We start from the raw sequence: 25,763 nt of genomic DNA, 5'->3' as shown, positions 1-25,763 counted from the left end.
GGGAGATAAACTGCCCGTAAACGCCCGATTGGTTCAACTAATAATCATTGGTGGAAGAACACCCCCACTGATTAAAGTTTCACTTTATTTTACTTGATCTCTTTTTTCTAATGTCATACTCCACGCTGTTAAAATAACAGCACCTACTACCATAATGCCACCTACCCAAGCAGTATGGATTAATCCTAACGAATTCGTTACAAGGCCACCTATATAAGAACCTAGAGCAATCCCTGCATTAAATGCGGCAATGTTAATTGCTGAAGCAACATCAACCGCACTTGGAACAAAGCGCTCTGCCAATATAACTACATATACTTGTAGCCCCGGAACATTCATAAATGCGAATAGTCCCATGAAAATAATTGTGATTAATCCAGCTACTTTAAATGGCGCTGTAAATGTTAAAACAAATAATATAATCGCTTGGATAAAGAACATGTAAAATAGCGCTCGAATCGGATTATGATTCGATAATTTTCCGCCAACCATATTCCCTATCGCAATGGCGATTCCATACACTAATAAAATGATGGTAACGGTACTTGCTTCAAATCCTGTTACTTCTTGTAATAACGGTGATAAGTACGTAAATGTTACGAATGTTCCACCGTATCCTAGTGCAGTAATAATAAAAACAAGTAACAGTCTTCCATTTTTAATTAGTTTAAATTGATCACGAAACGATACAGGTACACCATTTTTCAAATTAGATGGGACCAGTATGCTGTTTGAGATAAAAGCAATAATTCCAATTACAACAATCACCATAAATGACGCTCTCCAGCCAAATTGTTGACCGATAAACGTTCCAATTGGCACACCTGTAATAGTCGCAACTGTTAATCCAGTAAACATAATCGCAATGGCGCTAGCACGTTTATTCTCTGGTACGATTGCTGCTGCAATTGTAGATCCTATCGACATAAACACACCATGTGCAAATGCAGATACAATCCTTGCGATAATTAATATAGTGAAACTTGTTGCTACTGCCGCAATGCCATTACCAATAATGAAAATAACCATAATCCACATTAATAATGTCTTTCTCGACATACTAGCCGTTAACGCTGTTAAGACAGGAGCTCCTACCGCTGCCCCTAACGCATATAGGGAAACAGTTAAACCCGCTGTTGTCACCGAAACATTTAAATCTTTTGAAATGGATGGTAATAAACCGACACTAATAAACTCAGTTGTCCCAATTCCAAACGCACTAATTGCTAGTGCTAATAAAGCAAACATACTTCTTCGATTCGTCTGAACTTCGGAAGATGGTACTGTATATGAACTCAATTGAATTCCTCCTTATTACAAGAAATCCAATCATAATAGTGCGATAAAAAGGCCCTTTTATCTTCTAAAAAATATATTTAATCTCTACAAATGCTATTATGAATGGTTTCATTCTTTTTTTGAAGAACGCACTTTAAAGTACGATAGGCACTAAAAAGTAACATAGTCACTTTTCGGTACCGTACTACTCATTTGCTTCTCACATGTGCTATTATGAAACATATTTAACATGATAAAAAGTACGTACTTTAAAGTGCTATAGGTACTAAAAAGTAACATTTGTATGATTTAGCTTACTTTACTCACAAAAGGAGGGTTTCATATGAAGAAATACAATATTCCTGTAGAGGCAACTTTAGAGGTTATCGGGGGAAAATGGAAAGTCGTGATTCTTTGCCACTTACAAAAAGGTACTAAAAGAACGAGTGAACTAAAACGTTTAATGCCTGGTATTACACAAAAAATGTTAACCCAGCAATTACGTGAATTAGAAGACGACGGGGTTATTCAAAGAAAAGTATACAATCAAGTCCCACCAAAAGTAGAATATTCTCTTACCGACTACGGTTGGTCTTTAGAATCGATTCTTGACTCTCTTTGCACTTGGGGCGAATGCCATCTTGAAAAAGACGGTAACACATCGATGTTAATTGCAGAAGGCGAATAATAGGAAAAAGGAAAAAATGAACATGAATTTGTTCATTTTTTCCTTTTTTTCTATATATATATGTACATTTCTAACTGAAACAAAATATTTTATACGCTTTCATACCTTGTCAGTACTAGGTTATACGCTCAATATCAAATAATTAGGAATCATTTTTATGTTAACATAGGTGTATATAGTATATAATATAGGATATATATTATATACACTTTCCGGTAACGGAGCTTTTCCATTATGCGGACAAGCCATGTATCGGACAGTTCATAAATAATAAGTAAGACGTTATGGTTTTAGATTTATGTTTGCAGCTTACTTGCTGTCATAAATTTAAAGGCATTTTATTGTGTTTTGTGAAACTTTGTATAAAGTTTCGTAAACGTTTACTATCTTACTTATAAAAAATAAGAGTATTGCTATCGTAAAGGAGAATTGGAGATGCCAGAAACTATGACTCAAACAAAGCCAGAACAAGAAACTGTACAAATTTCTGCTAGCCAAGGACAACTTGATGTACTTGATCAGTTGTTAAAACCTGAGGTACAAGAATCATTAACAACACTAGTAGAACAGCTTCCAAAATTAACTGAGCTTGTTAACATTTTAACTAAGTCTTATGACTTCGCTCAAACTGTTGCTACTGATGAAGTATTAAAAAGCGACACTGTTGGTGCAATCACAGAGCTTGTAGAACCTGTAAAAGATACAGTGAAAAGCATGGCTGCAACTGCAATCGAAGCGAAAGATCGTGCTGACGAAAGCAACGAAGTTATCGGCCTATTCGGTCTGTTAAAATTATTAAAAGACCCACAAGCACAAAAAATGTTCCGCTTTGTGAACGCATATCTTCAAATTAGTGCAGAACGTAACAATAAATAATTTAACTTATAACAACAATTAGTAAAGACGGGGGATATCATACTATGTCAAAACAAATTGTCATCTTAGGCGCTGGTTATGGCGGTCTTCTTGCCGCTTTAAACGTACGTAAATATTACAGCAAATCAGAAGCACAAGTTACAGTGATTAACCAATACCCAACGCACCAAATCATCACTGAACTACACCGCCTTGCAGCTGGTAACGTAGCTGAGCAAGCAATTGCAATGCCACTTACAAAGCTTTTCAAAGGTAAAGATATCGATCTTAAAATTGCAACAGTTGAGTCATTCTCAGTTGATAGCAAAGAAATCAAACTAGCTGGTGGCACTACTCTATCTTACGATGCACTTGTAGTTGCTTTAGGAAGTAAAACTGCTTACTTTGGTATTCCAGGACTAGAAGAAAACAGCATGGTATTAAAATCTGCTGCTGATGCAAACAAAATCTACAAACACGTTGAAGACCGTATTCGTGAATACGCTAAAACGAAAAACGAAGCTGATGCTACAATCGTAATCGGTGGTGGCGGATTAACTGGCGTTGAGCTAGTTGGTGAGCTTGCTGACATTATGCCTAAACTTGCAAAAAGCCACGGCGTAAATCCAAAAGAAGTTAAACTTCTTCTTGTTGAAGCAGGTCCAAAAATCCTTCCAGTATTACCAGACCACTTAATCGAACGTGCAACTACTAGCCTAGAAGCACGCGGTGTTACATTCTTAACAGGTCTTCCTGTAACAAATGTTGCTGGCAATGAAATCGACTTAAAAGACGGTCAAAAACTTGTTGCTAACACATTCGTTTGGACAGGCGGCGTACAAGGTAACCCATTAATCGGTGAATCAGGTCTTGAAGTAAACCGTGGCCGTGCAACAGTTGATGCACACCTACAATCTACTTCTCACAAAGACGTATTCGTTGCTGGAGACAGCGCTGTTGTCTTTGCTGAAGACGGTCGTCCATACCCACCAACTGCACAGATCGCTTGGCAAATGGGTGAGTTAATTGGATACAACTTATACGCAGCACTAGAAGGCAAAGCATTCGAGGAGTTCGCACCTGTAAACTCTGGAACACTTGCTAGTCTAGGACGTAAAGATGCTGTTGCTACAATCGGAGCAAGCAATACTCCGCTTAAAGGCCTACCAGCATCATTAATGAAAGAAGCAAGTAACGTTCGTTACTTATCACACATTAAAGGTCTATTCAGCTTAGCTTACTAATCTGAATATAAGCCCGAATCATGCCCTGCATGGTTCGGGCTATTTTTATCCCGCTATTTGCGGGCAGTAAAACTCCCACCTCACAATTTCGGCTGGAGCAAAGAAGTTAGGTGGGAGTCTGGCTGCTCGTAAACGCCCGATTGGTTCAACTTTATCCGTAATTTTCTCTAATTTATTTATTCGGCAGAAGAATCATATAACCCTCTTTAATTATCAAAATATACTGACTCTTTTATGTCGAAATTGTGTATATGAAAAGAGTGTAAGTAGATATCTTCCCTACTTCCACTCTTTCACAAAAACTATTTTCCAAATTTCACTAAGCTGTAGTTCTTCTTCCCTTTACGAATAATAATAAATCGTCCATCAAATGAATTTTCTACAGTAACATCCGTAGCTACATCCGTTACCTTTTCACCATTCATAGATATAGCTCCATTATTAATGTCTTCACGTGCTTGTCTTCTAGATGGTTCAATCCCTAAATCAACTAGCCACTCTACGATATTTTTCGTCTCTTTTGAAGACTCAAATGTCGGCATCTCTTTAAAGCCTTGCTCAATTTCATCAGCTGTTAACGATTTAATATCTCCGCTAAATAATGCTGCTGTAATTTTCACTGCTTGCGAAAATGCCTCTTCCCCGTGAACGAATTTCGTCATTTCTTCCGCTAATACTTTTTGTGCTTCACGTTTATGAGGCTCTGTTTCTACCTTCACTGCCAATTCATCAATGCGCTCTTTCATTAAGAACGTAAAGTATTTTAAGTATTTAATTACATCACGATCATCTGTATTCACCCAGAACTGGTAAAATTCAAACGGTGTTGTCTTTTCCGGATCAAGCCAAACAGCACCACCTGCCGATTTACCAAACTTCGTACCATCTGATTTTAATAATAATGGAATCGTTAATCCGAATACTTTCGCTTCATGACCTTCTAACTTACGAATTAAATCTAAACCACTCGTAATATTTCCCCATTGGTCACTACCACCAATTTGCAGTTGAACATCTTCTTTTGTGTATAAATGATGGAAATCCATCGCTTGCAAGATTTGGTACGTGAACTCTGTGAAAGAAATTCCAGTATCTAAACGACTTGCTACAATATCTTTTGCTAACATGCTATTTATGCTAAAGTTTTTGCCGTAATCACGTAAAAATTCGATTATGTTTATCTCATGTGTCCAGTCATAGTTATTTACCATCTTCACTTCGCTATTGCCGCCGAAATCAAATAGCTTTTTCATTTGTGCTGTTAACGCATCCACATTATGCTGGACTACTTCTAACGTTTGCAGTTGACGCTCTGATTGACGTCCACTCGGATCACCAATTGTTCCTGTTGCCCCGCCAATTAAAATAACAGGATGATGACCAGCTAATTGGAATCTCTTCATCATCATAAACGGAATCAAATGTCCGATATGCATACTATCACCAGTCGGATCCACTCCGCAGTATAGTGAAATCTTTTTCTCTTCTACTAGTTTACGTAAACCTTCTTCATCTGTCTGTTGATTCACAGCACCGCGCCATTCTAATTCATCAATGATATTCATCTTTTGTCATCCCCTTTATTTTTTAAAAAACAAAAAGTCCCTATGTCTATGACATAGGGACGATTATTCACCGTGTTACCACCCAGTTTGCATAAATAGCATAGCTATTCATACCACTCTTAGCAATAATATCGATTGCTACTCCGCTTAGCATTACCTAAGATACTCCAGAGTGTAATTCACAAGTTTGTTTGTGCTAGGTTCCAGCAACCCCTAGCTCTCTTTGATAACAGTGACAAACTGCTACTGGGCTCTTTCAACGTATATTATTTGTTAAATTATTAGCCATTATATTGAATTGAAAACAAAATGTCAACAATACCCAAATATTATTTCGAAATAATTCATACTTTATACGCTTTTTATTCAAAGATTATTGTAGATCTTCTCCAATAATCCTTACTTCTCGCTCTAATTTCACACCGAATTTTTCTTCAACAGTTTTTTGTACGAAATGAATTAAATCGATATAATCTTGTGCAGTCCCGTTATCAACATTCACCATAAATCCAGCATGTTTTAAAGAAACTTCCACTCCGCCAATTCGCTTACCTTGCAGTCCTGATTCTTGAATAAGCTTACCTGCAAAATTATTTGGTGGTCGCTTAAATACACTACCACATGAAGGATACTCTAACGGTTGTTTTGATTCACGCTTAAACGTTAAATCATCCATTTTTTCCTTAATCTCTTCACGTACACCTTCTTCAAGTTCAAACTTCGCTTCAAGAATAATATAATGATTGTTCGCAAACACACTCTTACGATATCCAAATTCAAATTCGTCTTTCGTTAAAGTGCATAGCTCTCCATCACCTGTCATTACAACTGCTTCTGTTAATACATAAGCTACTTCACCGCCATATGCACCAGCATTCATATATAACGCTCCACCAACTGAACCTGGAATACCACAAGCAAACTCAAGTCCTGTTAGAGCATGTTCTAACGCAATTCGTGACACATCAATAATTGCTGCACCACAACCAGCTACAATCGTCGTTCCTGTCACAGTAACACCTGTAATATGAATTAAACTTACTGTAATCCCGCGAAGACCACCGTCTTTAATAATAACATTCGATCCGTTTCCTAAAAACGTAACTGGAATATTATATTGGTTAGCATACTTTATCACTTCTTGAATCTCATCATAATTAGTAGGCGCAACAAATACATCTGCTTTCCCACCCACTTTAATGTGCGTATGATTTTTTAGCATTTCATCTTTCTTTACATGACCTTCAGGCAATACCGTACTTAAATATTTATAAACCTCTTGCATATTCATTTTACGATTCCTCTATTTCTATAATCTTTTTATCCCGCTAGCAACGGGCCCATAATATCCCCACATAAAAAATACAATACAAATCAAAAACTAAAGTGGTGGATACAGTGTACCTAAAATCAATTCGAGACACCTATAAACCTCTTAAATTATAAGAGGTGCCACTCATATTAAAATATATATCGCATAATAAAGCAACCCAAATGGACTACTAAACTCGACATGTAACCATATAGACAACAATTTGTAAAATATATAGGTTTTACAAAGTAATATCCTTCAATATCTTACTATACCACACGAAAATAAAGTGGTATTTTTTTGTAATCTTTACTTTATTTTCTTCAATAAAAAAGATGCTCTTACCTACGTAAGAGCATCCCTTTCATTTCCTTTTTAACTAATTTTATTTCGTCCACCTTCCCCCTCCCTTCACTTATTAGATAATCCCCGATACTTTTTATTCCATACAAAAGAGCACATCCAACAGAATGTGCCCTTTCTATACTTTTTAACTTATTTTTCGTTCTCTTCTTTTTCCTTATCAAACCATAACAGCTCATCATCATCAACTTCACCATTATAATTGATTAGAATCTCTTCTCCCGCTTTTATATCTTTGTAAGCAAAGAAGTTAAACGTATGATTCTCAAAGACAATATCATACGTTGCATTCGGCTTATATGAATGATTAAATAACATGCCGTATCCTAAAAGGAATGCCGTATGATTTACCCCATACTCAAATGCGTAGTCAGCAAGTAACGTTTTCTCAATGTGTTCATGCTGTTCATTCGGATAAGAGATAACTGGTGCTGAGTGTATCAACTCACCCTTTTTAATATCACGAGTTGCAAATACACCTCTATTAAATTCTCCATCACTAAGTTCAGAAGTCTTAACTTCAATCATATGCGTCACCTATATATTTCTTTCTTCGAAGTATTTTTCTCCTTAAGCTTGGCAGAAAACGCGGAGAAAAGCAATTAAATTCCTACCAAGTATAAAAAGAGCACATTATTTGTGCTCTTTTTAGGTGATATTATTTTTCTAGAATATCTTATAACGACAACTTCACCGGTTAGAAGATATTCTATGAAGCCCCATGTATCAATTACTTCAACTTAAATACCGCACTAACTGGGTTATGATCACTGTTTTCAAACTTTAAGTCTTTCCCTTGTACATTTACAATTTCAACATTCGGCGAAACGATAAAGCCATCAATAATAGTGACAAAGTTTTCACCTTCCACATATTTCTTCACATCATCCCTTACCGTCATAACAGATGGATCTACAGCCCATTGGAATCCTCCATCTGCGAAGCCCTTCGGTAACTCTACTAGCCATTCAGGACGCTCTTTCACAAACTTAGGATTACTTAGTTGGACATTAGAAAGTAACTGGTTCCAATCTCCACCTAATATTACGTAATCACCGTTTTGATAACACTTGTTCATATATTCTTTTAAATACTCTGCTTGTTGCTTTCTAATTTTGCCGCCCTCATCATAAGCAGATAAATGTATGTTTACGAGCCTAACATACTTCCCATTATCAACAGGGATTTTATGTTCAACAATCGCACGATCTAAATCGAATAAACGCTTCGGCCAAGGCTCTATTCCTGGTAGTTGGAACCGCGTTGCTGTTTGAACTGTGTATTTAGAAAATGTACTTAATCCGCCCTCAGCATATCCCATCGGCTTTGTGACTGGGACAGGAACCCACTTAGTATCGTAGTTCTTCCCAAATGACGAAGCATAATCAGGTAATCCTTTTTTCAAAAACTCATGTTCATTTACATCAAATGATCGGTGGGATTTTATATCAACTTCTTGCAATAGCGTAAAATCACTATTCTCATTTTGTAAAAATGAAAGCATCTTCTTTAAGTTTACTTCAGTCTGTTCTTTACTACTCGAACCCGAACCCTTTCCTCCGTCCATAAAGAAGTCTTGGTCCTTATCTAATCCAGCGTATCCAATATTAAATGTTGTAACTTTAAATTCATTTCCTGGCTGCAGTACACGCTCTTTATTGTTTTCAACCTTTACGTCTAAAACATTTGCTGGCTGTTCTTTTGTAAGTGTCATATAAGCTAAAAAGCCACCTAGAATACCAGCTATTATTAAAATAAAGATTAATACTATTTTTAAAAATTTCTTCAACACACATGACCCCTTTTTATTAAATAACGTTTTATTTTTCTGTATTTTCAGTTAAATGAAGATAAATTAAAGACACAAGAAATATTTTACCATAAAGAAAACTTGTTATCATTATATTTAGCTAACAAATAATCGTTGTATCCCTCACTGCAATTATCTTGAAATTCAATCATAACATTTACGAAAGCAAGACTGTAATGTAATTACAACCCACAACAGAGAAATTACACCTTCAGAGAATATAACAGATCCTACTTTCTGAACTTTTCATTAACATATTTATTGGTAATCCAAAATAATATTTAGTACACTGTAAATAGAACTTATAGGCGATGGAGTTCGCCATAACTGCTATGTAGCTAATGACTCCTACCAGTACAACTACTGGTAGGAGTCTATTTTTTTTGAGTAAACTATTAGAGAGGTGAAGAAATTGAAATATATTATTGTTGGCATAGCCGGTATATTAGGAGCTCTTTCCCGTTATTATTTAGGTTTTACTATCGATACGCTTTGGCATCATTCATTACCACTTGCTACATTAACAATTAACTTAATTGGCTGTTTCTTACTCGCTTTGTTGACCACCTATATCGCCCGGTTAAACATCTTATCTTCCGAAGTTATTACAGGGATTGGAACAGGGTTTATCGGTTCATTTACAACCTTTTCAACATTCAGCGTCGAAACTATACAATTAATTAATCATTCACATTTTGGTACCGCATTTTTATATGTATCATGCAGTATGCTAGGCGGTCTAATTATGTCTGGGCTTGGCTATAAACTTGGAGATTTTTTACTACAAAAACACCTTGAGGAAGGTGAACCATCATGATTAATGCTTTATTAGTAGCAACAGGAGGCTTCTTCGGTGCTATTACACGATTTGCAATTAGTAATTGGTTTAAAGAAAGAAATAAAACTTCATTTCCAATTGCTACATTCCTCATTAATATAACAGGAGCATTTTTACTCGGATATATAATTGGAACAGGGATAACTACAAGCTGGCAACTATTATTAGGCACAGGATTTATGGGGGCCTTCACTACATTTTCAACGTTTAAATTAGAATCTGTTCAGCTTTTTAAGCATAAAAAATTCGGCATACTACTCCTATACTTAAGTGCTACTTATATAATCGGTATCACATTCGCATTCCTTGGGATGAAATTAGGCGGAATATAAAAAAGAAAGCGACTCTTATCGGTCGCTTTCTTTCATAAAAAGTATGTTGCCCCATATGGAATTGAAAATAAACCAGCTGGATACACATCATAATGTATACTTTGCACAGGAAGCTGTGAATACGACATATACTGGCTCTGCATCATTTGCGCTACTTGTGCTTGTTGTTGCATTTGAATAGCCTGATGCACTGCCTGAATCGTCATCTGAGCCCCGGCCAATGTAATAGCTGGTCCTACTTGTCTTCCATAGTAAAAATAATGGTTCATCATTATTCAGCTCACTTTTTATTTTTCTTCCATATGGTATGTTTCTATTTCATAGTGAGTGTTTTGTCCCGGTTGGTATAGGACTGGGGGCCAAACATCATCCCATTTTTTAGAACTTCACTTTATCTATTACTTTTTTTCAGCTTTGAAGTAATAAACCCAAATAGTAATACACCAATACCACTAAAGAACAATACATAACTTACCGGTACTAGGAAAAAGAAAGGTTCTTCAAGAAATCCATTCGCTCCTACTTTACTGTTTGAAGCATGTATAGTTAAAGAAATAATCGCTAAAATCATGAAAGAAATAGCCACTACATATTTATTTTTCATCGTATATTCTCCTTCAATTCCATCCTTATTTTTCACTAATCTCATTACCATCATAATACGCCCGAAAGTATCACAAGTCAATAATCTTTTATCGTTTTTCGATAAAAGATTATTGTTTATCTCACAAAAAAAGCTATAGACACTGTTTCGTCTATAACCTTTTCACTCCGAAGTATGTCTTTTGGAACATACACATTCTTATCGCATTATGATAAGAACCGTCAACGAAAAATTCATCTTGCAGTTCACCTTCAACGACAAATCCAACCTTTTTATAAACATGTACAGCTTTTTCATTTTCCTTATCAACCACTAAATAAATCTTATGCATATTTAATACGGAAAAGGCATAATCCATCGCTAAGCGCGTCGCATCAGCTGCATATCCGTGCCCTTGATAACTCGGATCAATAATAATTTGGAATTCCGTTCTACGATGAATATAATCGATTTCTACTAACTCAACTAATCCAACCATCTCATTATCTTTCTCCACAATAAATCGGCGTTCACTTTGATCGTGTATATGTTTGTCGTATAAATCCTGCAGTTCTACAAATGCCTCATACGGCTCTTCAAACCAATAAGACATAATATGTGCGTTATTATTAAGTTCGTGTACAAACTTTAAATCTTCCCGTTCTAAAGGACGTAACTTTAATTCCTGACTCATTTCTATAACCTCCAAGTAAAATAACCTCTTCACTTAATTTCTCAATTTTTTTCGATTTCAAACGCCCTATTTACATTGTAAACTTTCAAGTAACTTGAAGGTCAAGATGAAAAAGGAGTGCAAACTGATGTCTGCACTATTACTCTTTTCTCAAATCTCTCATATTTGATATGTATAAAGCAATAACTAAAACAAGAATAGATCCCGCATATAATAAAGTCTCCATCGGTTCCTCATGCGATACAATAATTAATCGAATTAAAGCCGTAATTCCGATATAAATAAAATAGCGTAATGGGAAATGATAATTCGATTTAAAATACTTAATAATTAATGCAATGAACTCGAAGTACAAGAAATAGACGATGATACTTTCAACTAATTTATACGATGTATACTTCTTCGCTGAAAATATGTATTGAATAAAAGTAATCGTCTCATTAATTAAAAAGATAGATAAAACAATGGATAATATGATTAACGCTATATTCAATATCCACTGTAAAACGCTAGCTATATAATGATCAATATTAAACTTCATTTCACACTCTCCTTCACGTAAATACTTATTTATTATAGCAAAATTATAATTGAAACGAAGTTAAATCATATATTCGTCCTTTGTTTTCCCCAGTGTGGGGGATGCTCATTGTTTGGAGGAGTCTATTGACAGTCGTACTCGATTGAACGTGAAGAAATTTCTTCAACTGCATATTTGTACAAGTGTCACTAATAAGAAGTGCATAATCTTTTAAAGCAAATTCATGTGCCACTTTAAAGATAGCTTTACAATTCGAACAATACCACCCTTATATTCTGAACACTATTAGATCATTACCATCAGCTACATCACAATTTCTTATATGAGAACGGACGAAACCTACTTTGTCTAACATAATTGTGTTAGATTGTGAGCGATAACCCCACCAAAAGATAATAATTCCCCTACAGTCACCATCCGAGCGTTCAAAGCGTCGCAGAACTTGAAGTAATGAAATACCTGTGGGACTGTTACCAACAGCCAGAAACATTAAGAGTTATCATGGGCAATCGCATTAAAAAAAGCTGCCGCCTATAAAATACAGACAGCAACTCCAACTAGAGTAGCTGGCATGATTTACGCAAGCTACAGTATTTTTTTCGCATACTCATTTTTTACATTTTGTAACTAATAAACAGCGATTGGACCATAAGGACCATTGATAATTTCTATTTTTGTTTCAAAAATATCTGTCAAAATTTTCGGGTCCATAACCTCTTCTACTGTTCCAAAAGCAGCAATTTGTCCATCTTTCATAGCACAAATTTTATCAGAGTATTTGGCTGCAAAATTTATGTCATGCATAACAGTCAGAATTGTTCTTCCAAATTCATTAGCCGCACGTCTCAAATGCTCCATCATTTGAACAGAACGAGCAACATCAAGGTTGTTCAGAGGCTCGTCCAAAAGTACATATTCAGTCTCTTGGCACAATACCATCGCTACATATGCCCTTTGTCTTTGACCACCAGAAAGCTCATCTAAATATCTATTCTCTAAATTAGTTAAATCTAAAAAATCGATATATTTAGAAATAATAACTTCATCCTCTTTAGTTAATCTTCCCTTTGAATAAGGAAAGCGCCCAAATCCAACTAATTGTCTAACAGTAAGCCTAGTTACAAAATGATTTTCTTGTCGCAATATAGTCAAAACTTTTGCTAAGTCTTTTGATTTGGATTCAGAAACATCCATATTTGCTACCTGAATTTGACCTTCATCCATATCTAGGAGTCTTCCAATCATCAAAAGTGTCGTTGACTTTCCAGCGCCATTTGGTCCAATTAAAGAAGTAAAGCCTGCTTTTGGTATTTCAATATCCAAAGGTCCTATTTTTACCTTGTCAGTATAGAACTTTTTAACATTATCAATTTTTATCATAAAGCCCTCTTCCTTAAAACTATAGTTAAGAATATTATTCCACCAAATAATTCAATAATAACTGAAACCACACCTTGAGCATGGAATACATGATACATTAAAAAGTATGCACTCGTCATTATTAAAAATCCTATTGCAAAAGCCATTGGAAAAATATATCTATGATCATACGTTGACGCCGCCTGATAACTCAAAGTTGCTACTAAAAAGCCGTAGAAAGTAAGTGGCCCAATTAGAGCCGTTGAGATGGACATTAAAATAGCTACTAATACAAGCGTATAAATTACACTAGGTTGATATTTAACTCCAAAAGAAGTAGCAACATCCTTTCCTAGTGACAAAACATTCAAATTCTTAGAATGAGCAAAAATTAATACTGCTACAATTATGATCATAGGAATTACAATAGGAAAATATGCAGAATCTGCATGATTAACAGAACCAAATAATCTCGCTTGTAAAATATCAAATTCTGAAGGTGCAAGTAGTTTCCTCATGAAAGTTGACACAGAATTTAGCCCGGTACCAATAATAATTCCAACTAAAAGCATAAGTTGTAAATTCCCGTATTTACCGGAAAGTAACCATCCATAAAGTATCAAACTCATAAAGACCATAACAACGACTTGAAATAAAAATGATCCAATTCCATTAAAATTTATCAATGCACTAGCACCAAAGAAGAATATTGTACTCGTTTGAATTGCTGAATAAAGTGATTCGAAACCTAAAAGCGAAGGAGTAATAATCTTATTATTCGTAATAGATTGGAAAGCAACTGTCGACAAGCTATGGCAAACTGCAGCAATAATCATTGCAACAATAGCTACTATCCTTCTCTTAACAACTGGGATAAAAGAAGGTGAATCTATCGGAACTGGATTGTTATAAACTAAAAGTCCATATGAAGAAAGAAGGCCTAAAGCAATCAATGTTATCAGTAAAATCCAATAACGTCTTGCTTCCTTCTTAGAACGAAAAGCACTAGCTGATCTATTTTCATTATGAAGGCTAGAATCGATTTCGACATTTTCTTTATTTTTATATTCTAATGTGATCATCGTAGCCTCCTTGGTTTTCTTTGCCTCAATAAAATAGTAATAAACACGACTGCTCCCACTGTTGCAAGTATTAAAGAAACAGGTACTTCAAAAGGCTTGATAATTGTTCGAGAAATGATGTCACAGGCAGTTATTGTCCCCATTCCGATTACACAAACCCAAGGTAAATTACTCCTAAGATCATCACCTCTAAACATTGAAACGATATTTGGCACAATTAATCCCAAGAAAGGTAAGTGTCCAATAACAGCTGCAACAATTCCAACTGCAACAGAGATAAGGCCAGTCCCAAAAAGAACAATTCTATTGTAATTAACTCCAAGGCTTGTTGCGACATCTTCTCCTAGTCCAGCTAAAGTCAATCTATTCGCATACATAAAAATAAGCAAAGTAATGATAACAATCAGCCATAAATATTCATATCTTCCAACCTGAACGTTAGCAAATGAACCTACAAACCAAGTTTCAATACTTTGCGTCTTTTGAAAAAGGAGTCCCAAAAAAGTAGACACTGCAGAAATAACTGCTCCAAGCATCAATCCAATAATCGGGACGATTAAAGACGAACGAAGCTTAACTCTTCTTAAAAATAGAAAGAAAATCATAGTTCCTATAAAAGAAAAAATGATTGCACCAGTCATTCTTTGAACTAAAGTCGGGGCAGGAAATAGTAAATATACAAAAAGCAGGCCTAAGCCTGACCATTCAATAGTCCCTGTTGTAGTAGGTTCAACAAAGCGATTCTGTGTAATGAGTTGCATTACGAGCCCTGCCATCGCCATTGCAGCTCCAGTAAGCATTAATGCAACTGTTCTCGGAACACGAGTTATGAAAAACATCTCCATTCCGTCCTCTTGTCCACGTATATCATAAACTCCAGTAAACAGTGATATAATCCCTAAAATTATAACAATTATAATCGCTATTATAAAAGGTTTTGTCCATAATTTATTGTGATTATAAAACTGGGGTTGAGAAATATTCTCAACCCTAGAAATTATATTTTTTGACACTGCTTCGTACTCCTTTACACTACTTAGCTAAAGTTTTTGCAATATTTCCAAATAACTCTATATAAGTTTGAATTGATTCATTTGTGTAAGTATCTTCTGGTGCATAAATAACCTGGTTTTTAGAAACAGCCGTTGTGTTTTGAAGAGCAGGTGATTTAGAAATAACATCCTTAGCTGGAGCTGAAGTAGCTGCATCAGATGTTGCAGCATCACGATCTAATACGAAAATCCAATCAGGATTTGTTTGTGCAATAGCTTCAACAGAAACGTCGTCACCTTTATGACCTGCAGTAGAATTAGAAACTTCTAATGCTGGAACCCAACCGAAAATTTCATACATTGGTCCCCAAACACGACCAGAATGTGGAGCAGCAAAACCAATATTCCCACCAGTAACGATAACACTCATAACTTTATCTTTTCCGTTATAAGCAGATTTTGCGTTTTCAATAGATTTATCAAAATCAGCTACTAATTTTTTAGCTTCTTTATCTTTATCAAAGATTTTTCCTAAAGAAATTGTAGAATCTTTAAGTCCTTTTACTAAGTTTTCGCCAGGCTTAGTAGCTTTCTCAGAAACATCAACATTAAGATCAATAACAGCTGCATTTGGTACTAATTTTTTGATTTCTTCGTAATGACCAGCAAATCTTTGACCAACGATTACAAGATCTGGGTTTGCCGCTGCAATAATTTCAAGATTTGGTTCACGGTGATTTCCAATATTTTGAACTTTTTCATCCTTTTTATATGCTGAATCTGCAGGCATGATATCCTTTGGAGCAGCCGCTAATTTAATTCCCCAATCAGATAAAGTTTCAAAAGTTCTATTATCCAAAGCAACTACATTCTTTGGATTTACAGGGACTTTAACAGTTCCATGTGCATCAGTGATTTCAACCGTTTTTGGCTTATCACTACTATTATCTTTAGTAGCTTTCGAAGTTTCCTTACTTGAATCTGAGCAAGCTACTAACATTAAAGTGAAAATTGCTAGAATACTTACTAATTTTAAAAGCATAGTTTTTTTCATACGTATACTCCTTATAATGTAATTTAGTTCGAAAATGATAACGTCCATAGATTAAATTAGATAGTAACCTTTATGCATCTAAATTGCTATTGATAATCATTTTCATTTGGACATCCTGTTAATAAGTATAGTCATTAATTATGTGAAAATCTTGTGAATGGTGTGAGTTAATAAAATTAAACATAAATTAGATACAGTCTCATCTAATGCGCACCAGAATCATCCCCCACACGTACTAATCAATAGATTGGGCACCTTATAAACCATGATTTCTACTGCAAAAAAATGCCCATTAATAGCTAATTTTTTCATAATCTATTGCCTGGTAGCAATCTTCTTTTTATAGTTTCCGTCTTTTAATATTTCACAGATACTATTTGATTATCAGGTTTAATAGAAAAAACGAGTAAAACTGTATGAAATAGTTTACTCGTTTTTTCTATTATGACAAACTGTACTTTACCTATTATCTTATTTTTATCATTCAACCATTGAATAACCTCTGCCATGTATCGTTTCAATATATCTGTCTTTCTTCTCGCACTTTAACTTTTTTCTTACATACCCAATATATAAGTCTACTACATTTGGATTGACTACTACGTTATATCCCCAAACCTGATTCAAAAGCATTTCACGGCTCAATATTGTATTTTTATTCTTAATTAAAAATACAAGTAAATCGTACTCGCGCTTCGTAAGCGAGAGATTTTTACCACCTTTTTTCACAATATGGCTAGATGCATCAACAAAAAGATCTTTAAACTGAAAAAAGTTTGTCTCATTTTGCTGGATACAGTCACTTCTCCTTAAAATCGCTTGAACCCTTGCTACTAATTCTTCTTTCACAAATGGTTTTCTTATATAATCATCTGCTCCTGCTTGTAACCCTGCTATGCAATCCTCGCTAGAAATATTGTCGGTCACAATAATTATCGGTGTCGTTTTAACAAGTCGTATTTGTCTGCAAATTTCTGGTCCCGATATACTTAATGAATCCCAATCCAATATGATAATATCCCAATCTTGTTCATATATTATATTTAAACCTTGGTTTTCATTGTGAAGTTTTAAAATGAAATAGCCTTCTTGCGTTAGACCGCTTATGATTTTCTTTGCAAAAGACCGTTCATTCTTAATTACTAACACCTGCTTCACCGATGGTTCACCTCTACTTCAATATAACTTAGTTAGATAAAAAATTATCCCCAAAAAATAATTTAAGATTTATAAATATTAAATCCCTAAAAAAAGCCATTATAACAGCTTATTAGGCGAACTCTATATAATCTTACAATAGATATGGATAAAAACACAAAATATATGAAGATTTAAATAAATATTATTTAATCATTAAGGGGCAGCTATAGTATCTACCTGCTTATCATCAATAACTATTTCTTCATTTTCTGTCTCAGGGGTACCGCGCCATCCCCATCAACTTAAGCATTTTATAAAACCACAAAATAAAAAACGGTAGTCTTTCTATTTTTCTACTTATAAATACTTGTGTAGAAGTCATTTTGTTGTTGTTTATTTTAGATAAAATTGTGATCGTTAGGGGATAACACACAAGATGTATTGAGAATGGAATTGAAAGAACCGAAGAATTAGATACATTCTATTTTTAGAACCATAACTTTGCACAAAGTTCCATATTAACCTTTGCTCATACTAAATAAAAGAAAGCACTTATTCTATGGATAAGTGCTTTTGTTATGCTTTCGCGATTGTATGATATTGATTCCCTTTAGGAAAGTGTATTGTCACTTTTGTATATTCATTCTCTTTCGATTCGATAGAAATATTATGCCCTAATTTGCGAGACAGACGTTTCGCTAAATATAATCCTAATCCTGTTGATTTCGTATGAACTCTCCCATTCGCTCCTGTAAAACCACGCTCAAATACACGCCCAATATCCTCTAGCTTAATACCAATACCATTATCTTGAATAATGAGGCGCTTTTCATTTTCGCTTTCCTCTCCAATAAACTTAATTTCTCCATGCGAATCAGTATACTTCAATGCATTTGCTACAATCTGATCAACAATAAAAGATAGCCATTTTGTATCACTCTCTACTAGAAGTTGCAAGTTTGTTCGTTCAAATTGAATTCGCTTTGAAATAAATGCCTTAGCATATTTTTTCATACTAGCTCCCGTAATCGCCTCTAGAGAAACTTCTTGAATGAAATAATCTTTTGAGAAGGAATCAAGCCGTGAATAATATAAAGCTTGTTCAACAAAGTGATCTATTTTTCCTAACTCATCCTCTAATTTATCAATTAAAATATCCGCCGGTTTGCCACTGCGCATCAATAGTTGACTAGCAGCAATCGGTATTTTAACTTCATGAATCCACGACATAATAAAATCATGATATTCTTTTTTTTCCTCATGCAATACGTACATTTGCTCCTGTTGCTCTAAGTACAGTTTTTTTAATATATCTGTATATAGTTCCTGTTCATATGTATGTGGGCTTGGGATTGCAATAACTGTATCCTGCTCTAAATGAAGAGCAATATGAAGTTCTTTATAAAATCTTTTATGATAAAAATACCCGATTATAAGGTAGATAAGAATAAAAATTGCACTTACAACATTGATATACAAAAGATTTGCTTTTGTATTACTTAATCCCTCACTTAAATAAATCATGGTCGAAATAAATAACATAATCAAAAAGTACAGAAGCATAAAATAACGACGTTCTTTTATGTAACGAAAAATACTCATGTAATAATGTAACCTTGCCCTTTCTTCGTATGTATAAATTCCTCTTTTCCAAGTTCAGCAAGCTTCTTCCTTACACGAGCAACGTTTACTGTTAATGTATTATCATCAACAAAACTTTCATTTTCCCAGAGTTTACGCATGATATTATCACGACTTACAATCGATCCTATATTCTGCATTAATATCTGTAAAATTTTAAACTCATTTTTTGTTAATTCCAATATTTGATTATGATAGGTTACTTCTCCGCTCTGTAAATTTAATAGGACACCTTCATATTCAACAACATTTGTTTCAGTTTGTGTATAAGAATATGTACGTCTCATAAGAGCCTGAATTTTAGCAACTAAAACATCTGTATAAAATGGTTTCTGTACAAAATCATCTCCCCCCATATTCATGGCCATTACCATATCCATAGGATTATCACGAGATGACAAGAAAATAATTGGTACTTTCGATACTTCACGAATTTTTCTACACCAATAAAATCCATCAAAATAAGGAAGGTTAATATCAAGTAAAACAAGTTGCGGAGATTGAGCCAAAAAATCGTTTAGAATATGTTCAAAGTTTGTACTCGCCCATACTTCAAATCCCCATTTCCCTAACTCATCGGCCACTGTTTCACGAATGGTTGGTTCATCTTCAACTAATAAAACTTTCATAAAAAGTTTGCCTCCTAGCACTATTTTAACCTTACAAGTTTGTAAGGTTTGAATTATAATTTGTAAGGTTGTCCTATGGTTTAGGGTATAAAATTACCATACAATAAGCTTATCATACAATAGAGGAGGATCCATATTGAACCCCGTATTACAAGCAAAACACGTAAGGAAGGTCTTTAGTAATAGAGGTAGCATATTTACTGCCCTCCATGATATTGATCTCACAATTTTTGAAGGTGAATTCGTTGGCATAATGGGTCCATCTGGATCTGGAAAATCTACTTTATTAAATATATTATCGACAATTGATATACCAACCACAGGAGAAATTATTGTTGCTGGAAAAAATATTATAAAAATGAAAGATGAACAACTTACTGCATTCCGTAGTGACACATTAGGCTTTATTTTTCAGGACTACAATTTACTTGATACGTTAACGATAAAGGATAATATACTTCTACCACTTGCTTTAAGAAATATGAATGCACAAGAAATCGATGCACGTGTAGATGAAGTTGCAACAATGTTTGGCATTCAAGAACTGCTAAATAAATATCCGTATCAAATTTCTGGTGGACAACAGCAGCGTACTGCAGCAGCGAGAGCTATTATAGGAAAACCAAAATTAATTTTAGCTGATGAACCTACAGGTGCACTAGACTCTAAATCAGCAGCTGATTTACTACACAGCCTACAAGCGTTAAATAAAAAACAACTTGCCACCATTTTGATGGTTACGCATGATCCCTTTGTAGCAAGTTATTGCAAACGCATCCTCTTTATTAAAGATGGAAAACTTTTCACAGAACTTGTAAAGGGCGAGATGCCACAAGAAGAGTTTTCCCAAAAACTATTACGTATTCTTTCTGCTCTTGGAGGTAGCGGGCATGACACCATTTAGCATCATCCAAAAAAACTTGCAAAGAAATCTTAAAAATTATGTACTATACTTTGCATCTATGATACTTAGTATTATCATTTATTTTATTTTTGTATCCTTACAATATAACGACTATATCGTAGAACAAACGAGTACAGCCAAAGGGATTGCAGATGTTTTTAAAGCCTCTTCTGTTATTCTAATCATTTTTGTAGCAATATTCATTGGGTATTCAAATTCATTTTTCACAAAGAAAAGAAAAAAAGAAATTGCATTATATTCCTTACTAGGTGTTCCAAAACGTCAAATTGGTGCCATGTTATTTTATGAAAATCTCACCATAGGAATTATTGCACTCATTATAGGAATGAGCATCGGAGCTTTACTCTCAAAGGTGTTTTCAATGTTACTTTTAAAAGTAATGCAATTATCAACTGCTATTTCGTTTTCTATTTCTCTAGAAGCAATAATGCATACCATACTCGTATTTACCGTTATTATTTTAATAACATCTTTTCACGGTTATAGCATAATTTATAAGTTCAAATTGATTGAATTACTTCAGGCTGAAAGACAAGGCGAGCTCATTCCAAAAGGATCCATATGGACTGCTTTATTAGGAATTATTTTTGTTATCTCTTCTTACTGGTTCGCACTTCAACCTATCTTCTCTTCTATCTGGCTGGATCATAAGATACGGAATATGTGTATTATTTTAGGTGGTTCTATAATCGGTACATATTTCATATTTCGTTCTTTTACCGTTTTTTTATTACTTGGCTTACAGAAGAATAAAACACGCTATTACCGTGGGATTAATGTGGTTAGTGTATCTCAACTATTAGCACGCATTCAATCAAACGCAAAAACACTAACTGCCATTGCACTATTAAGCGCAGTCACACTGTGTGGAATCGGTGCTTCTTATAGTATGTATTATAAAAATAAGGTAATGATTGATAAAACCGAACCGTTTAGTTTTATGTATGTAAAAACAGATTCACATATAGATCAGCAAATTGAAAATACAATAAGAAACTCTAATCATACAATAAAAGAGAAAATTGCTATCCCTTTAATAAAAATAAAAGCAGACTTACAGGTGAATGGCATCTTGCCAGTCGATTTTGAAAGAAATCCTAAAGAGTTAAATTTATTATCGGAGAGTACATTCAATACCCTAGCCGATAAAACTAATAAGGATATAAAAGTATCCCTTCAAAATGTAGAAGTGGTTGCTCTTGATGCAAATAAAAGTAATACGTTTCAAACTGAATATAAAAATGGCAAAGTAAAACTGCATCTTTCAGGTAATGATTATTCATTGCAATTTGTAGGGAAAATTCAAGATAATATACTAAATGACTCATTACATGAATTCACTATCGTAGTGACCGACAAAGTTTTTTCTGATATTACAAAAAAACAAGAACCCTATATGCTACAAGCATATAAAGTATCCGATGACAAAAATACTAAGGAATTAACAAAAGCACTGCAAATACTCCTTCCTAAAGACATCAATTTAATATCTAAATACAGCGCTTATACAGGTGTTGTGGAAGCCACAGGATTAGTCATCTTCGCTGGTGTATTTTTAGGGCTTGTCTTTTTAGCCGCAACTGGAAGCATCATTTACTTTAAACAATTAACAGAAGCAACTATAGATCAAGATAAATATATCATCTTACGTAAATTAGGTGTAAGTAAGCAAAACATTTTTAAATCGATTGCAAAACAAATAGCTTTCATATTCGTTTTGCCACTTACTATCGGTTGCTTGCATAGTATCATCGTTTTAAATGCACTTTCTAATATACTCGGCATAGATATTTTCATTCCAGTTTTAACCACCATTTTCGCATATACATTGATTTATTTCGCTTACTATATACTGACAGTAAAATCCTACAATAACATTGTGAATAAATAAAAAAAGCATCTTAACAGATGCTTTTTTTCAGGCTGTGGAGAAAGTCTTCTCCACAGCCTGTTTTTGTGTCTGAACCTCTTTTTATGTGTCAACACTGATAAAAAAGAGGAAAAGGAGAGATTTCTTATGATGGGTGCTTTAAAAAATCATCGCGATGAACGTGTATCTGTTTCTGTAGAAGAGTTAGTTCCACAAGATCATTTCCTTCGTGCGATTGAAGCGACAATTCGTTTTGATTTTATTGAGGAGAAGTTACGCCCTTATTACTGTGAAAACAATGGACGTCCGTCAATCCATCCTATCGTTTTATTCAAAATGATGTTTATTGGATATTTTTATGGTATTCGTTCTGAGCGTCAATTGGAAAAGGAGATTAAAACGAATATCGCCTACCGTTGGTTTTTAGGGTTTTCTCTATCAGATACTATTCCAGATCATTCTACAATCAGTTGGAATCGCCGTACCCGTTTTATTCATACAAATATTTTCGAAGAAATTTTTGATGAGATTGTGAGGCAAGCGACGGAGAACCGGATGGTGGGAGGACGTGCACTGATGACAGATTCTACACATATTAAGGCCAATGCTAATAAAAATAAATTTGTACATAAATATAAAAAAGAAAAGGCAAAGTTTTATATAGATGAACTAGAAGCTGCGGTAATCGAAGATCGTGAGGTACACGGAAAAAAGAATTAAAACCTAGAAAGGAAAGTGATACCCCTACTAAAAAAACTCGTATAAGCACTACGGATCCAGATAGTGGATTTTTAATGAGAGATGGAAAACCGAACGGTTTTCATTTCTTAGATCATCGTACAACTGATGCGAAGTACAATATCATTACAGATACCTATATAACGGCTGGAAATATGGCAGATTCCGAGCCGTATTTAGCACGTCTACAAGCTCAAATTAATAAATTCGGATTTAAGGTGGAAGCTGTAGCTCTTGATGCAGGCTATTTTACAGGTTATATCTGTAAGAAATTATCAGAAAGAAATATATTTATGGTGATGGGGTATCGCCGATTTGGAAAGCGAAATAAAGAAGTACCGAAAAGCCAATTTAAATATGTAGAAGAAATGAATGCATTTGCTTGTCCGATGGGATGTATTTTAGAGTATGCGACAACGGATCGCGAAGGATATCGTCAATATAAATCGAATCCAGAAGACTGCGCTGTTTGTCCGCTACGTGAGGTGTGCTTTTCAAAGAAACAGAAACAAAAGTTATCACTCATCATGTATGGGAGAAATATAAAGATATCGCTAGAAAAAACAAGCTAACAGTTACAGGGAAAAAGTTGTATAAAGTACGCTGTTCAACTATAGAGCGAAGCTTTGCGGACGCCAAAGAACTCCATGGCTATCGATATGCTCGGTTTCGGGGGCTGAAGTCTGTCCAAATGCAGGCTTATCTCACCTCAGCTTGTCAAAATATGAAAAAAATAGCCCTCCATCTGACCAAAAAGGGTCTGGTGGAGGGCTATTTTTCTAAATTCTATTATTTTATGTTGTTTTCATTTGCTAAAATCAAAAAGATTTCAGAGTGTTGGGAACCCTAAAGGGTTTCCCAACACTCTGAAAAAAAGCATCTTAACAGATGCTTTTTTTATTTATTCTTTTTAAAGGCTATCACATGATATAATTTACTCATTTTTTTCGTAGAACAAACACTTATCTCGTTTGAAAATGCGCAGCACAAAATAGTTCCTTACAAAAATGTAAGATTCCAGTTAGACACTTCGATGTTTGCAATTTTTAATTCCTTGTAAACTGACAATAGTTAATCAAGCAACACTTCGACCGTAATCGGTTGTCATCGCGGATTTAATACATGTACTAAAAATCATCATAGAGAGGATAGATAGATTATGGATGTAATGAAACAAAGTTTACCTCAAAAAAATCGAATCGTTGATTTAGACGTCATACGAGGTTTTGCCTTAATTGGCATTTTCTTAGTGAATATATCTATGTTTTTTTATGAAGCAGGTTTCTCCAATGAGGGATTACCAGGTGCCAAGTGGGTTGACATGCTTGTCGATGCCAAATTTTACGCGATTTTTTCTTTGTTATTTGGTGCAGGGGCATCTCTATTCCTAACTCGGGCAAAAGCAAAAGGTCAACCATATTTTGTATATATACGCCGCATGGTTGTACTAGCCCTAATCGGTTTATTACATGCTAGTGTTTGGGGCGGAGATATACTACGTTTATATGCGATCATTGGCTTACTGCTATTGGCCCTTCATAAATTACCAGGTAAATGGTTATTGATAATTTCTATAACCTTACATGTAATGGGAATTATCATTAATACATTAGCCTATGATTATACAATAGGCGGGCACCCTAACATGCCACCATTACTCAATATTCTTCAGCTAATTACTTCATTAGTTTCACCTTTAATATACTTTATAGAAGGTTTCTCACTAATGCAGATCGATGCTCTAAAAAAATTAAAGAAGAGTCCTAAGCTTCATACAGCGCTCATTCTTATTCTTAGTAGCATTTGTATCGTTGGGGTAACTATACAGTTTCTAATAACGAGTGCAAAGGCATATTTCATCCTAAAAATTATTTTACAACCTCTTCTTGCATTACTTTACACTTTAATCCTTGTAGCTTTATTGAAGAGTACGATAGGAAGCACTGTATTAAAACCCTTACAAGCTTACGGAAGGATGGGAATGAGTAATTATTTAGGACAGACCGTTATGGGAATGTTCATTTTACCACTATTCCTAAACGTATTTTCACCAGCATTCGCTATGGTAAGTGTGTGTTTACTAACATGGATTGTCCAAATCACGCTTAGCAACGTTTGGCTAAAACATTTTAATTTTGGACCTGTAGAATGGATTTGGCGCTGCTTAACTTATTGGAACTTAATGCCTATCCGAAAAAAATAATAGTAAGAAATAACATATAGGAGGATA

At 34.6% G+C, this 25,763-nt stretch carries 24 protein-coding genes, 2 pseudogenes, 1 riboswitch and 1 other annotated feature; of the genes and pseudogenes, 9 read left to right on the top strand and 17 right to left on the bottom strand.

The genetic code is table 11. The features are described 5' to 3' along the window. Window positions 1-84: 84 nt before the first annotated feature. On the bottom strand, window positions 85-1,248 hold the full coding sequence (locus tag CDB3_RS25150; RefSeq protein ID WP_179139759.1) for an MFS transporter: 1,164 nt from the start codon (window positions 1,246-1,248) through the stop codon (window positions 85-87). A gap of 373 nt (window positions 1,249-1,621) precedes the next feature. Here CDB3_RS25150 and CDB3_RS25145 point away from each other — a divergent pair, with 373 nt between their 5' ends. The 3 genes from CDB3_RS25145 (at window position 1,622) to CDB3_RS25135 (ending at window position 4,065) form a co-directional block, all read left to right on the top strand. After that, window positions 1,622-1,966, top strand: a complete 345-nt coding sequence (locus CDB3_RS25145) for a winged helix-turn-helix transcriptional regulator (protein WP_128856349.1) — start codon at window positions 1,622-1,624, stop codon at window positions 1,964-1,966. A gap of 435 nt (window positions 1,967-2,401) precedes the next feature. Continuing rightward, entirely contained in the window at window positions 2,402-2,842 is a 441-nt protein-coding gene (locus tag CDB3_RS25140; RefSeq protein WP_001115309.1) for a DUF1641 domain-containing protein, read from the top strand. A gap of 44 nt (window positions 2,843-2,886) precedes the next feature. Continuing rightward, window positions 2,887-4,065 (top strand): NAD(P)/FAD-dependent oxidoreductase, encoded by a 1,179-nt coding sequence (locus CDB3_RS25135; RefSeq protein ID WP_000043193.1) that lies wholly within the window; start codon window positions 2,887-2,889, stop codon window positions 4,063-4,065. A 302-nt stretch (window positions 4,066-4,367) separates the two neighbouring features. Here CDB3_RS25135 and tyrS read toward each other — a convergent pair whose 3' ends face one another. From tyrS to CDB3_RS25115, 4 genes are all read right to left on the bottom strand, one after another. Further along, window positions 4,368-5,630, bottom strand: a complete 1,263-nt coding sequence (tyrS, locus tag CDB3_RS25130) for a tyrosine--tRNA ligase (RefSeq protein WP_128856348.1) — start codon at window positions 5,628-5,630, stop codon at window positions 4,368-4,370. Between the two features lie 52 nt (window positions 5,631-5,682). Then, window positions 5,683-5,899 (bottom strand) — a binding site (T-box leader). Between the two features lie 104 nt (window positions 5,900-6,003). After that, complete coding sequence (gene murB / locus CDB3_RS25125) at window positions 6,004-6,921, bottom strand: UDP-N-acetylmuramate dehydrogenase (protein WP_097832313.1); 918 nt, start codon at window positions 6,919-6,921, stop codon at window positions 6,004-6,006. Window positions 6,922-7,437: 516 nt separating this feature from the next. Further along, the gene (locus CDB3_RS25120) at window positions 7,438-7,833 is read right to left on the bottom strand and encodes an SET domain-containing protein (RefSeq protein ID WP_000573656.1); all 396 of its coding nucleotides are present in this window, start codon (window positions 7,831-7,833) and stop codon (window positions 7,438-7,440) included. 202 nt (window positions 7,834-8,035) lie between these two features. Further along, entirely contained in the window at window positions 8,036-9,094 is a 1,059-nt protein-coding gene (locus CDB3_RS25115) for an endonuclease/exonuclease/phosphatase family protein (protein ID WP_128856347.1), read from the bottom strand. Between the two features lie 319 nt (window positions 9,095-9,413). After that, window positions 9,414-9,473, top strand: a riboswitch (Fluoride riboswitch). Between the two features lie 54 nt (window positions 9,474-9,527). On the opposite strand from CDB3_RS25115, the gene crcB (CDB3_RS25110) reads away from it, so the two are divergent. Both crcB (CDB3_RS25110) and crcB (CDB3_RS25105) read left to right on the top strand, forming a co-directional pair. Beyond that, a complete protein-coding gene (gene crcB / locus CDB3_RS25110; RefSeq protein WP_128856456.1) occupies window positions 9,528-9,932 on the top strand; it encodes a fluoride efflux transporter CrcB in 405 nt (134 codons plus the stop codon). After that, window positions 9,929-10,285: a fluoride efflux transporter CrcB gene (crcB, locus tag CDB3_RS25105; protein WP_128856346.1), complete on the top strand. Its 357-nt coding sequence runs from the start codon at window positions 9,929-9,931 to the stop codon at window positions 10,283-10,285. The genes crcB (CDB3_RS25110) and crcB (CDB3_RS25105) overlap by 4 nt, the downstream gene beginning before the upstream one ends. Window positions 10,286-10,317: 32 nt before the next feature. Here the strand turns inward: crcB (CDB3_RS25105) and CDB3_RS25100 are convergent, their stop codons facing one another. The 12 genes and pseudogenes from CDB3_RS25100 to CDB3_RS25045 form a co-directional block, all read right to left on the bottom strand. Next, complete coding sequence (locus CDB3_RS25100) at window positions 10,318-10,557, bottom strand: DUF3947 family protein (RefSeq protein WP_070145419.1); 240 nt, start codon at window positions 10,555-10,557, stop codon at window positions 10,318-10,320. A 119-nt stretch (window positions 10,558-10,676) separates the two neighbouring features. Beyond that, window positions 10,677-10,943 carry a DUF3955 domain-containing protein gene (locus CDB3_RS25095; protein WP_372708558.1) on the bottom strand — a complete coding sequence of 89 codons (267 nt, stop codon included), beginning with the start codon at window positions 10,941-10,943 and terminating at the stop codon, window positions 10,677-10,679. 97 nt (window positions 10,944-11,040) lie between these two features. Continuing rightward, complete coding sequence (gene speG, locus CDB3_RS25090; protein ID WP_128856345.1) at window positions 11,041-11,562, bottom strand: spermidine N1-acetyltransferase; 522 nt, start codon at window positions 11,560-11,562, stop codon at window positions 11,041-11,043. Window positions 11,563-11,701: 139 nt separating this feature from the next. Then, window positions 11,702-12,103 (bottom strand): phosphate-starvation-inducible protein PsiE, encoded by a 402-nt coding sequence (gene psiE / locus CDB3_RS25085; RefSeq protein WP_046960054.1) that lies wholly within the window; start codon window positions 12,101-12,103, stop codon window positions 11,702-11,704. Window positions 12,104-12,146: 43 nt separating this feature from the next. After that, a pseudogene (locus CDB3_RS32595) lies at window positions 12,147-12,371 on the bottom strand (nuclease-related domain-containing protein); the annotation flags it as partial. Between the two features lie 359 nt (window positions 12,372-12,730). Further along, entirely contained in the window at window positions 12,731-13,483 is a 753-nt protein-coding gene (locus CDB3_RS25075) for an iron ABC transporter ATP-binding protein (RefSeq protein ID WP_097832329.1), read from the bottom strand. After that, window positions 13,480-14,544, bottom strand: a complete 1,065-nt coding sequence (locus tag CDB3_RS25070) for an iron chelate uptake ABC transporter family permease subunit (protein WP_128856344.1) — start codon at window positions 14,542-14,544, stop codon at window positions 13,480-13,482. Before CDB3_RS25070 ends, CDB3_RS25075 begins: the two co-directional genes overlap by 4 nt. After that, window positions 14,541-15,557: an ABC transporter permease gene (locus tag CDB3_RS25065; protein WP_128856343.1), complete on the bottom strand. Its 1,017-nt coding sequence runs from the start codon at window positions 15,555-15,557 to the stop codon at window positions 14,541-14,543. Before CDB3_RS25065 ends, CDB3_RS25070 begins: the two co-directional genes overlap by 4 nt. Window positions 15,558-15,576: 19 nt before the next feature. Then, window positions 15,577-16,590 (bottom strand): siderophore ABC transporter substrate-binding protein, encoded by a 1,014-nt coding sequence (locus tag CDB3_RS25060; protein ID WP_128856342.1) that lies wholly within the window; start codon window positions 16,588-16,590, stop codon window positions 15,577-15,579. A 480-nt stretch (window positions 16,591-17,070) separates the two neighbouring features. After that, complete coding sequence (locus tag CDB3_RS25055) at window positions 17,071-17,748, bottom strand: response regulator transcription factor (protein WP_128856341.1); 678 nt, start codon at window positions 17,746-17,748, stop codon at window positions 17,071-17,073. A 558-nt stretch (window positions 17,749-18,306) separates the two neighbouring features. Continuing rightward, on the bottom strand, window positions 18,307-19,332 hold the full coding sequence (locus tag CDB3_RS25050; protein ID WP_128856340.1) for a sensor histidine kinase: 1,026 nt from the start codon (window positions 19,330-19,332) through the stop codon (window positions 18,307-18,309). Continuing rightward, window positions 19,329-20,000 (bottom strand): response regulator transcription factor, encoded by a 672-nt coding sequence (locus CDB3_RS25045; RefSeq protein WP_128856339.1) that lies wholly within the window; start codon window positions 19,998-20,000, stop codon window positions 19,329-19,331. Before CDB3_RS25045 ends, CDB3_RS25050 begins: the two co-directional genes overlap by 4 nt. A 136-nt stretch (window positions 20,001-20,136) precedes the next feature. Between CDB3_RS25045 and CDB3_RS25040 the strand changes: the two genes are divergently transcribed. The 4 genes and pseudogenes from CDB3_RS25040 to CDB3_RS25025 all read left to right on the top strand — a co-directional run bounded on the left by CDB3_RS25040 (window position 20,137) and on the right by CDB3_RS25025 (window position 25,736). Beyond that, window positions 20,137-20,904 (top strand): ABC transporter ATP-binding protein, encoded by a 768-nt coding sequence (locus tag CDB3_RS25040; protein WP_128856338.1) that lies wholly within the window; start codon window positions 20,137-20,139, stop codon window positions 20,902-20,904. Next, window positions 20,891-22,816: an FtsX-like permease family protein gene (locus CDB3_RS25035; RefSeq protein WP_128856337.1), complete on the top strand. Its 1,926-nt coding sequence runs from the start codon at window positions 20,891-20,893 to the stop codon at window positions 22,814-22,816. Before CDB3_RS25040 ends, CDB3_RS25035 begins: the two co-directional genes overlap by 14 nt. Before the next feature lie 126 nt (window positions 22,817-22,942). Further along, a pseudogene (locus tag CDB3_RS25030) lies at window positions 22,943-24,383 on the top strand (IS1182 family transposase). Window positions 24,384-24,692: 309 nt separating this feature from the next. Beyond that, window positions 24,693-25,736, top strand: coding sequence for a DUF418 domain-containing protein (locus tag CDB3_RS25025; protein ID WP_128856336.1), 1,044 nt, complete (start codon window positions 24,693-24,695; stop codon window positions 25,734-25,736). The last annotated feature ends 27 nt before the right edge of the window (window positions 25,737-25,763 follow it).

It is taken from the genome of Bacillus sp. CDB3 (assembly GCF_002081505.1).
GTDB classification, from domain to species: Bacteria; Bacillota; Bacilli; order Bacillales; family Bacillaceae_G; genus Bacillus_A; species Bacillus_A cereus_AT.
This window is presented reverse-complemented; position numbering and strand designations above follow the sequence as displayed.

Excerpts from the sequence above, each read along its gene's own strand:
- CDB3_RS25050 (WP_128856340.1), bottom strand. The coding sequence starts at position 19,332 with ATGAGTATTTTTCGTTACATAAAAGAACGTCGTTATTTTATGCTTCTG.
- crcB (WP_128856346.1), top strand. The coding sequence starts at position 9,929 with ATGATTAATGCTTTATTAGTAGCAACAGGAGGCTTCTTCGGTGCTATT.
- CDB3_RS25135 (WP_000043193.1), top strand. The coding sequence starts at position 2,887 with ATGTCAAAACAAATTGTCATCTTAGGCGCTGGTTATGGCGGTCTTCTT.
- tyrS (WP_128856348.1), bottom strand. The coding sequence starts at position 5,630 with ATGAATATCATTGATGAATTAGAATGGCGCGGTGCTGTGAATCAACAG.
- CDB3_RS25070 (WP_128856344.1), bottom strand. The coding sequence starts at position 14,544 with ATGATCACATTAGAATATAAAAATAAAGAAAATGTCGAAATCGATTCT.
- CDB3_RS25140 (WP_001115309.1), top strand. The coding sequence starts at position 2,402 with ATGCCAGAAACTATGACTCAAACAAAGCCAGAACAAGAAACTGTACAA.
- CDB3_RS25025 (WP_128856336.1), top strand. The coding sequence starts at position 24,693 with ATGGATGTAATGAAACAAAGTTTACCTCAAAAAAATCGAATCGTTGAT.
- CDB3_RS25095 (WP_372708558.1), bottom strand. The coding sequence starts at position 10,943 with ATGATGGTAATGAGATTAGTGAAAAATAAGGATGGAATTGAAGGAGAA.
- CDB3_RS25145 (WP_128856349.1), top strand. The coding sequence starts at position 1,622 with ATGAAGAAATACAATATTCCTGTAGAGGCAACTTTAGAGGTTATCGGG.
- speG (WP_128856345.1), bottom strand. The coding sequence starts at position 11,562 with ATGAGTCAGGAATTAAAGTTACGTCCTTTAGAACGGGAAGATTTAAAG.
- CDB3_RS25075 (WP_097832329.1), bottom strand. The coding sequence starts at position 13,483 with ATGATAAAAATTGATAATGTTAAAAAGTTCTATACTGACAAGGTAAAA.
- CDB3_RS25060 (WP_128856342.1), bottom strand. The coding sequence starts at position 16,590 with ATGAAAAAAACTATGCTTTTAAAATTAGTAAGTATTCTAGCAATTTTC.
- CDB3_RS25035 (WP_128856337.1), top strand. The coding sequence starts at position 20,891 with ATGACACCATTTAGCATCATCCAAAAAAACTTGCAAAGAAATCTTAAA.
- CDB3_RS25120 (WP_000573656.1), bottom strand. The coding sequence starts at position 7,833 with ATGATTGAAGTTAAGACTTCTGAACTTAGTGATGGAGAATTTAATAGA.
- psiE (WP_046960054.1), bottom strand. The coding sequence starts at position 12,103 with ATGAAGTTTAATATTGATCATTATATAGCTAGCGTTTTACAGTGGATA.
- CDB3_RS25150 (WP_179139759.1), bottom strand. The coding sequence starts at position 1,248 with ATGTTTGCTTTATTAGCACTAGCAATTAGTGCGTTTGGAATTGGGACA.
- CDB3_RS25100 (WP_070145419.1), bottom strand. The coding sequence starts at position 10,557 with ATGATGAACCATTATTTTTACTATGGAAGACAAGTAGGACCAGCTATT.
- murB (WP_097832313.1), bottom strand. The coding sequence starts at position 6,921 with ATGAATATGCAAGAGGTTTATAAATATTTAAGTACGGTATTGCCTGAA.
- CDB3_RS25045 (WP_128856339.1), bottom strand. The coding sequence starts at position 20,000 with ATGAAAGTTTTATTAGTTGAAGATGAACCAACCATTCGTGAAACAGTG.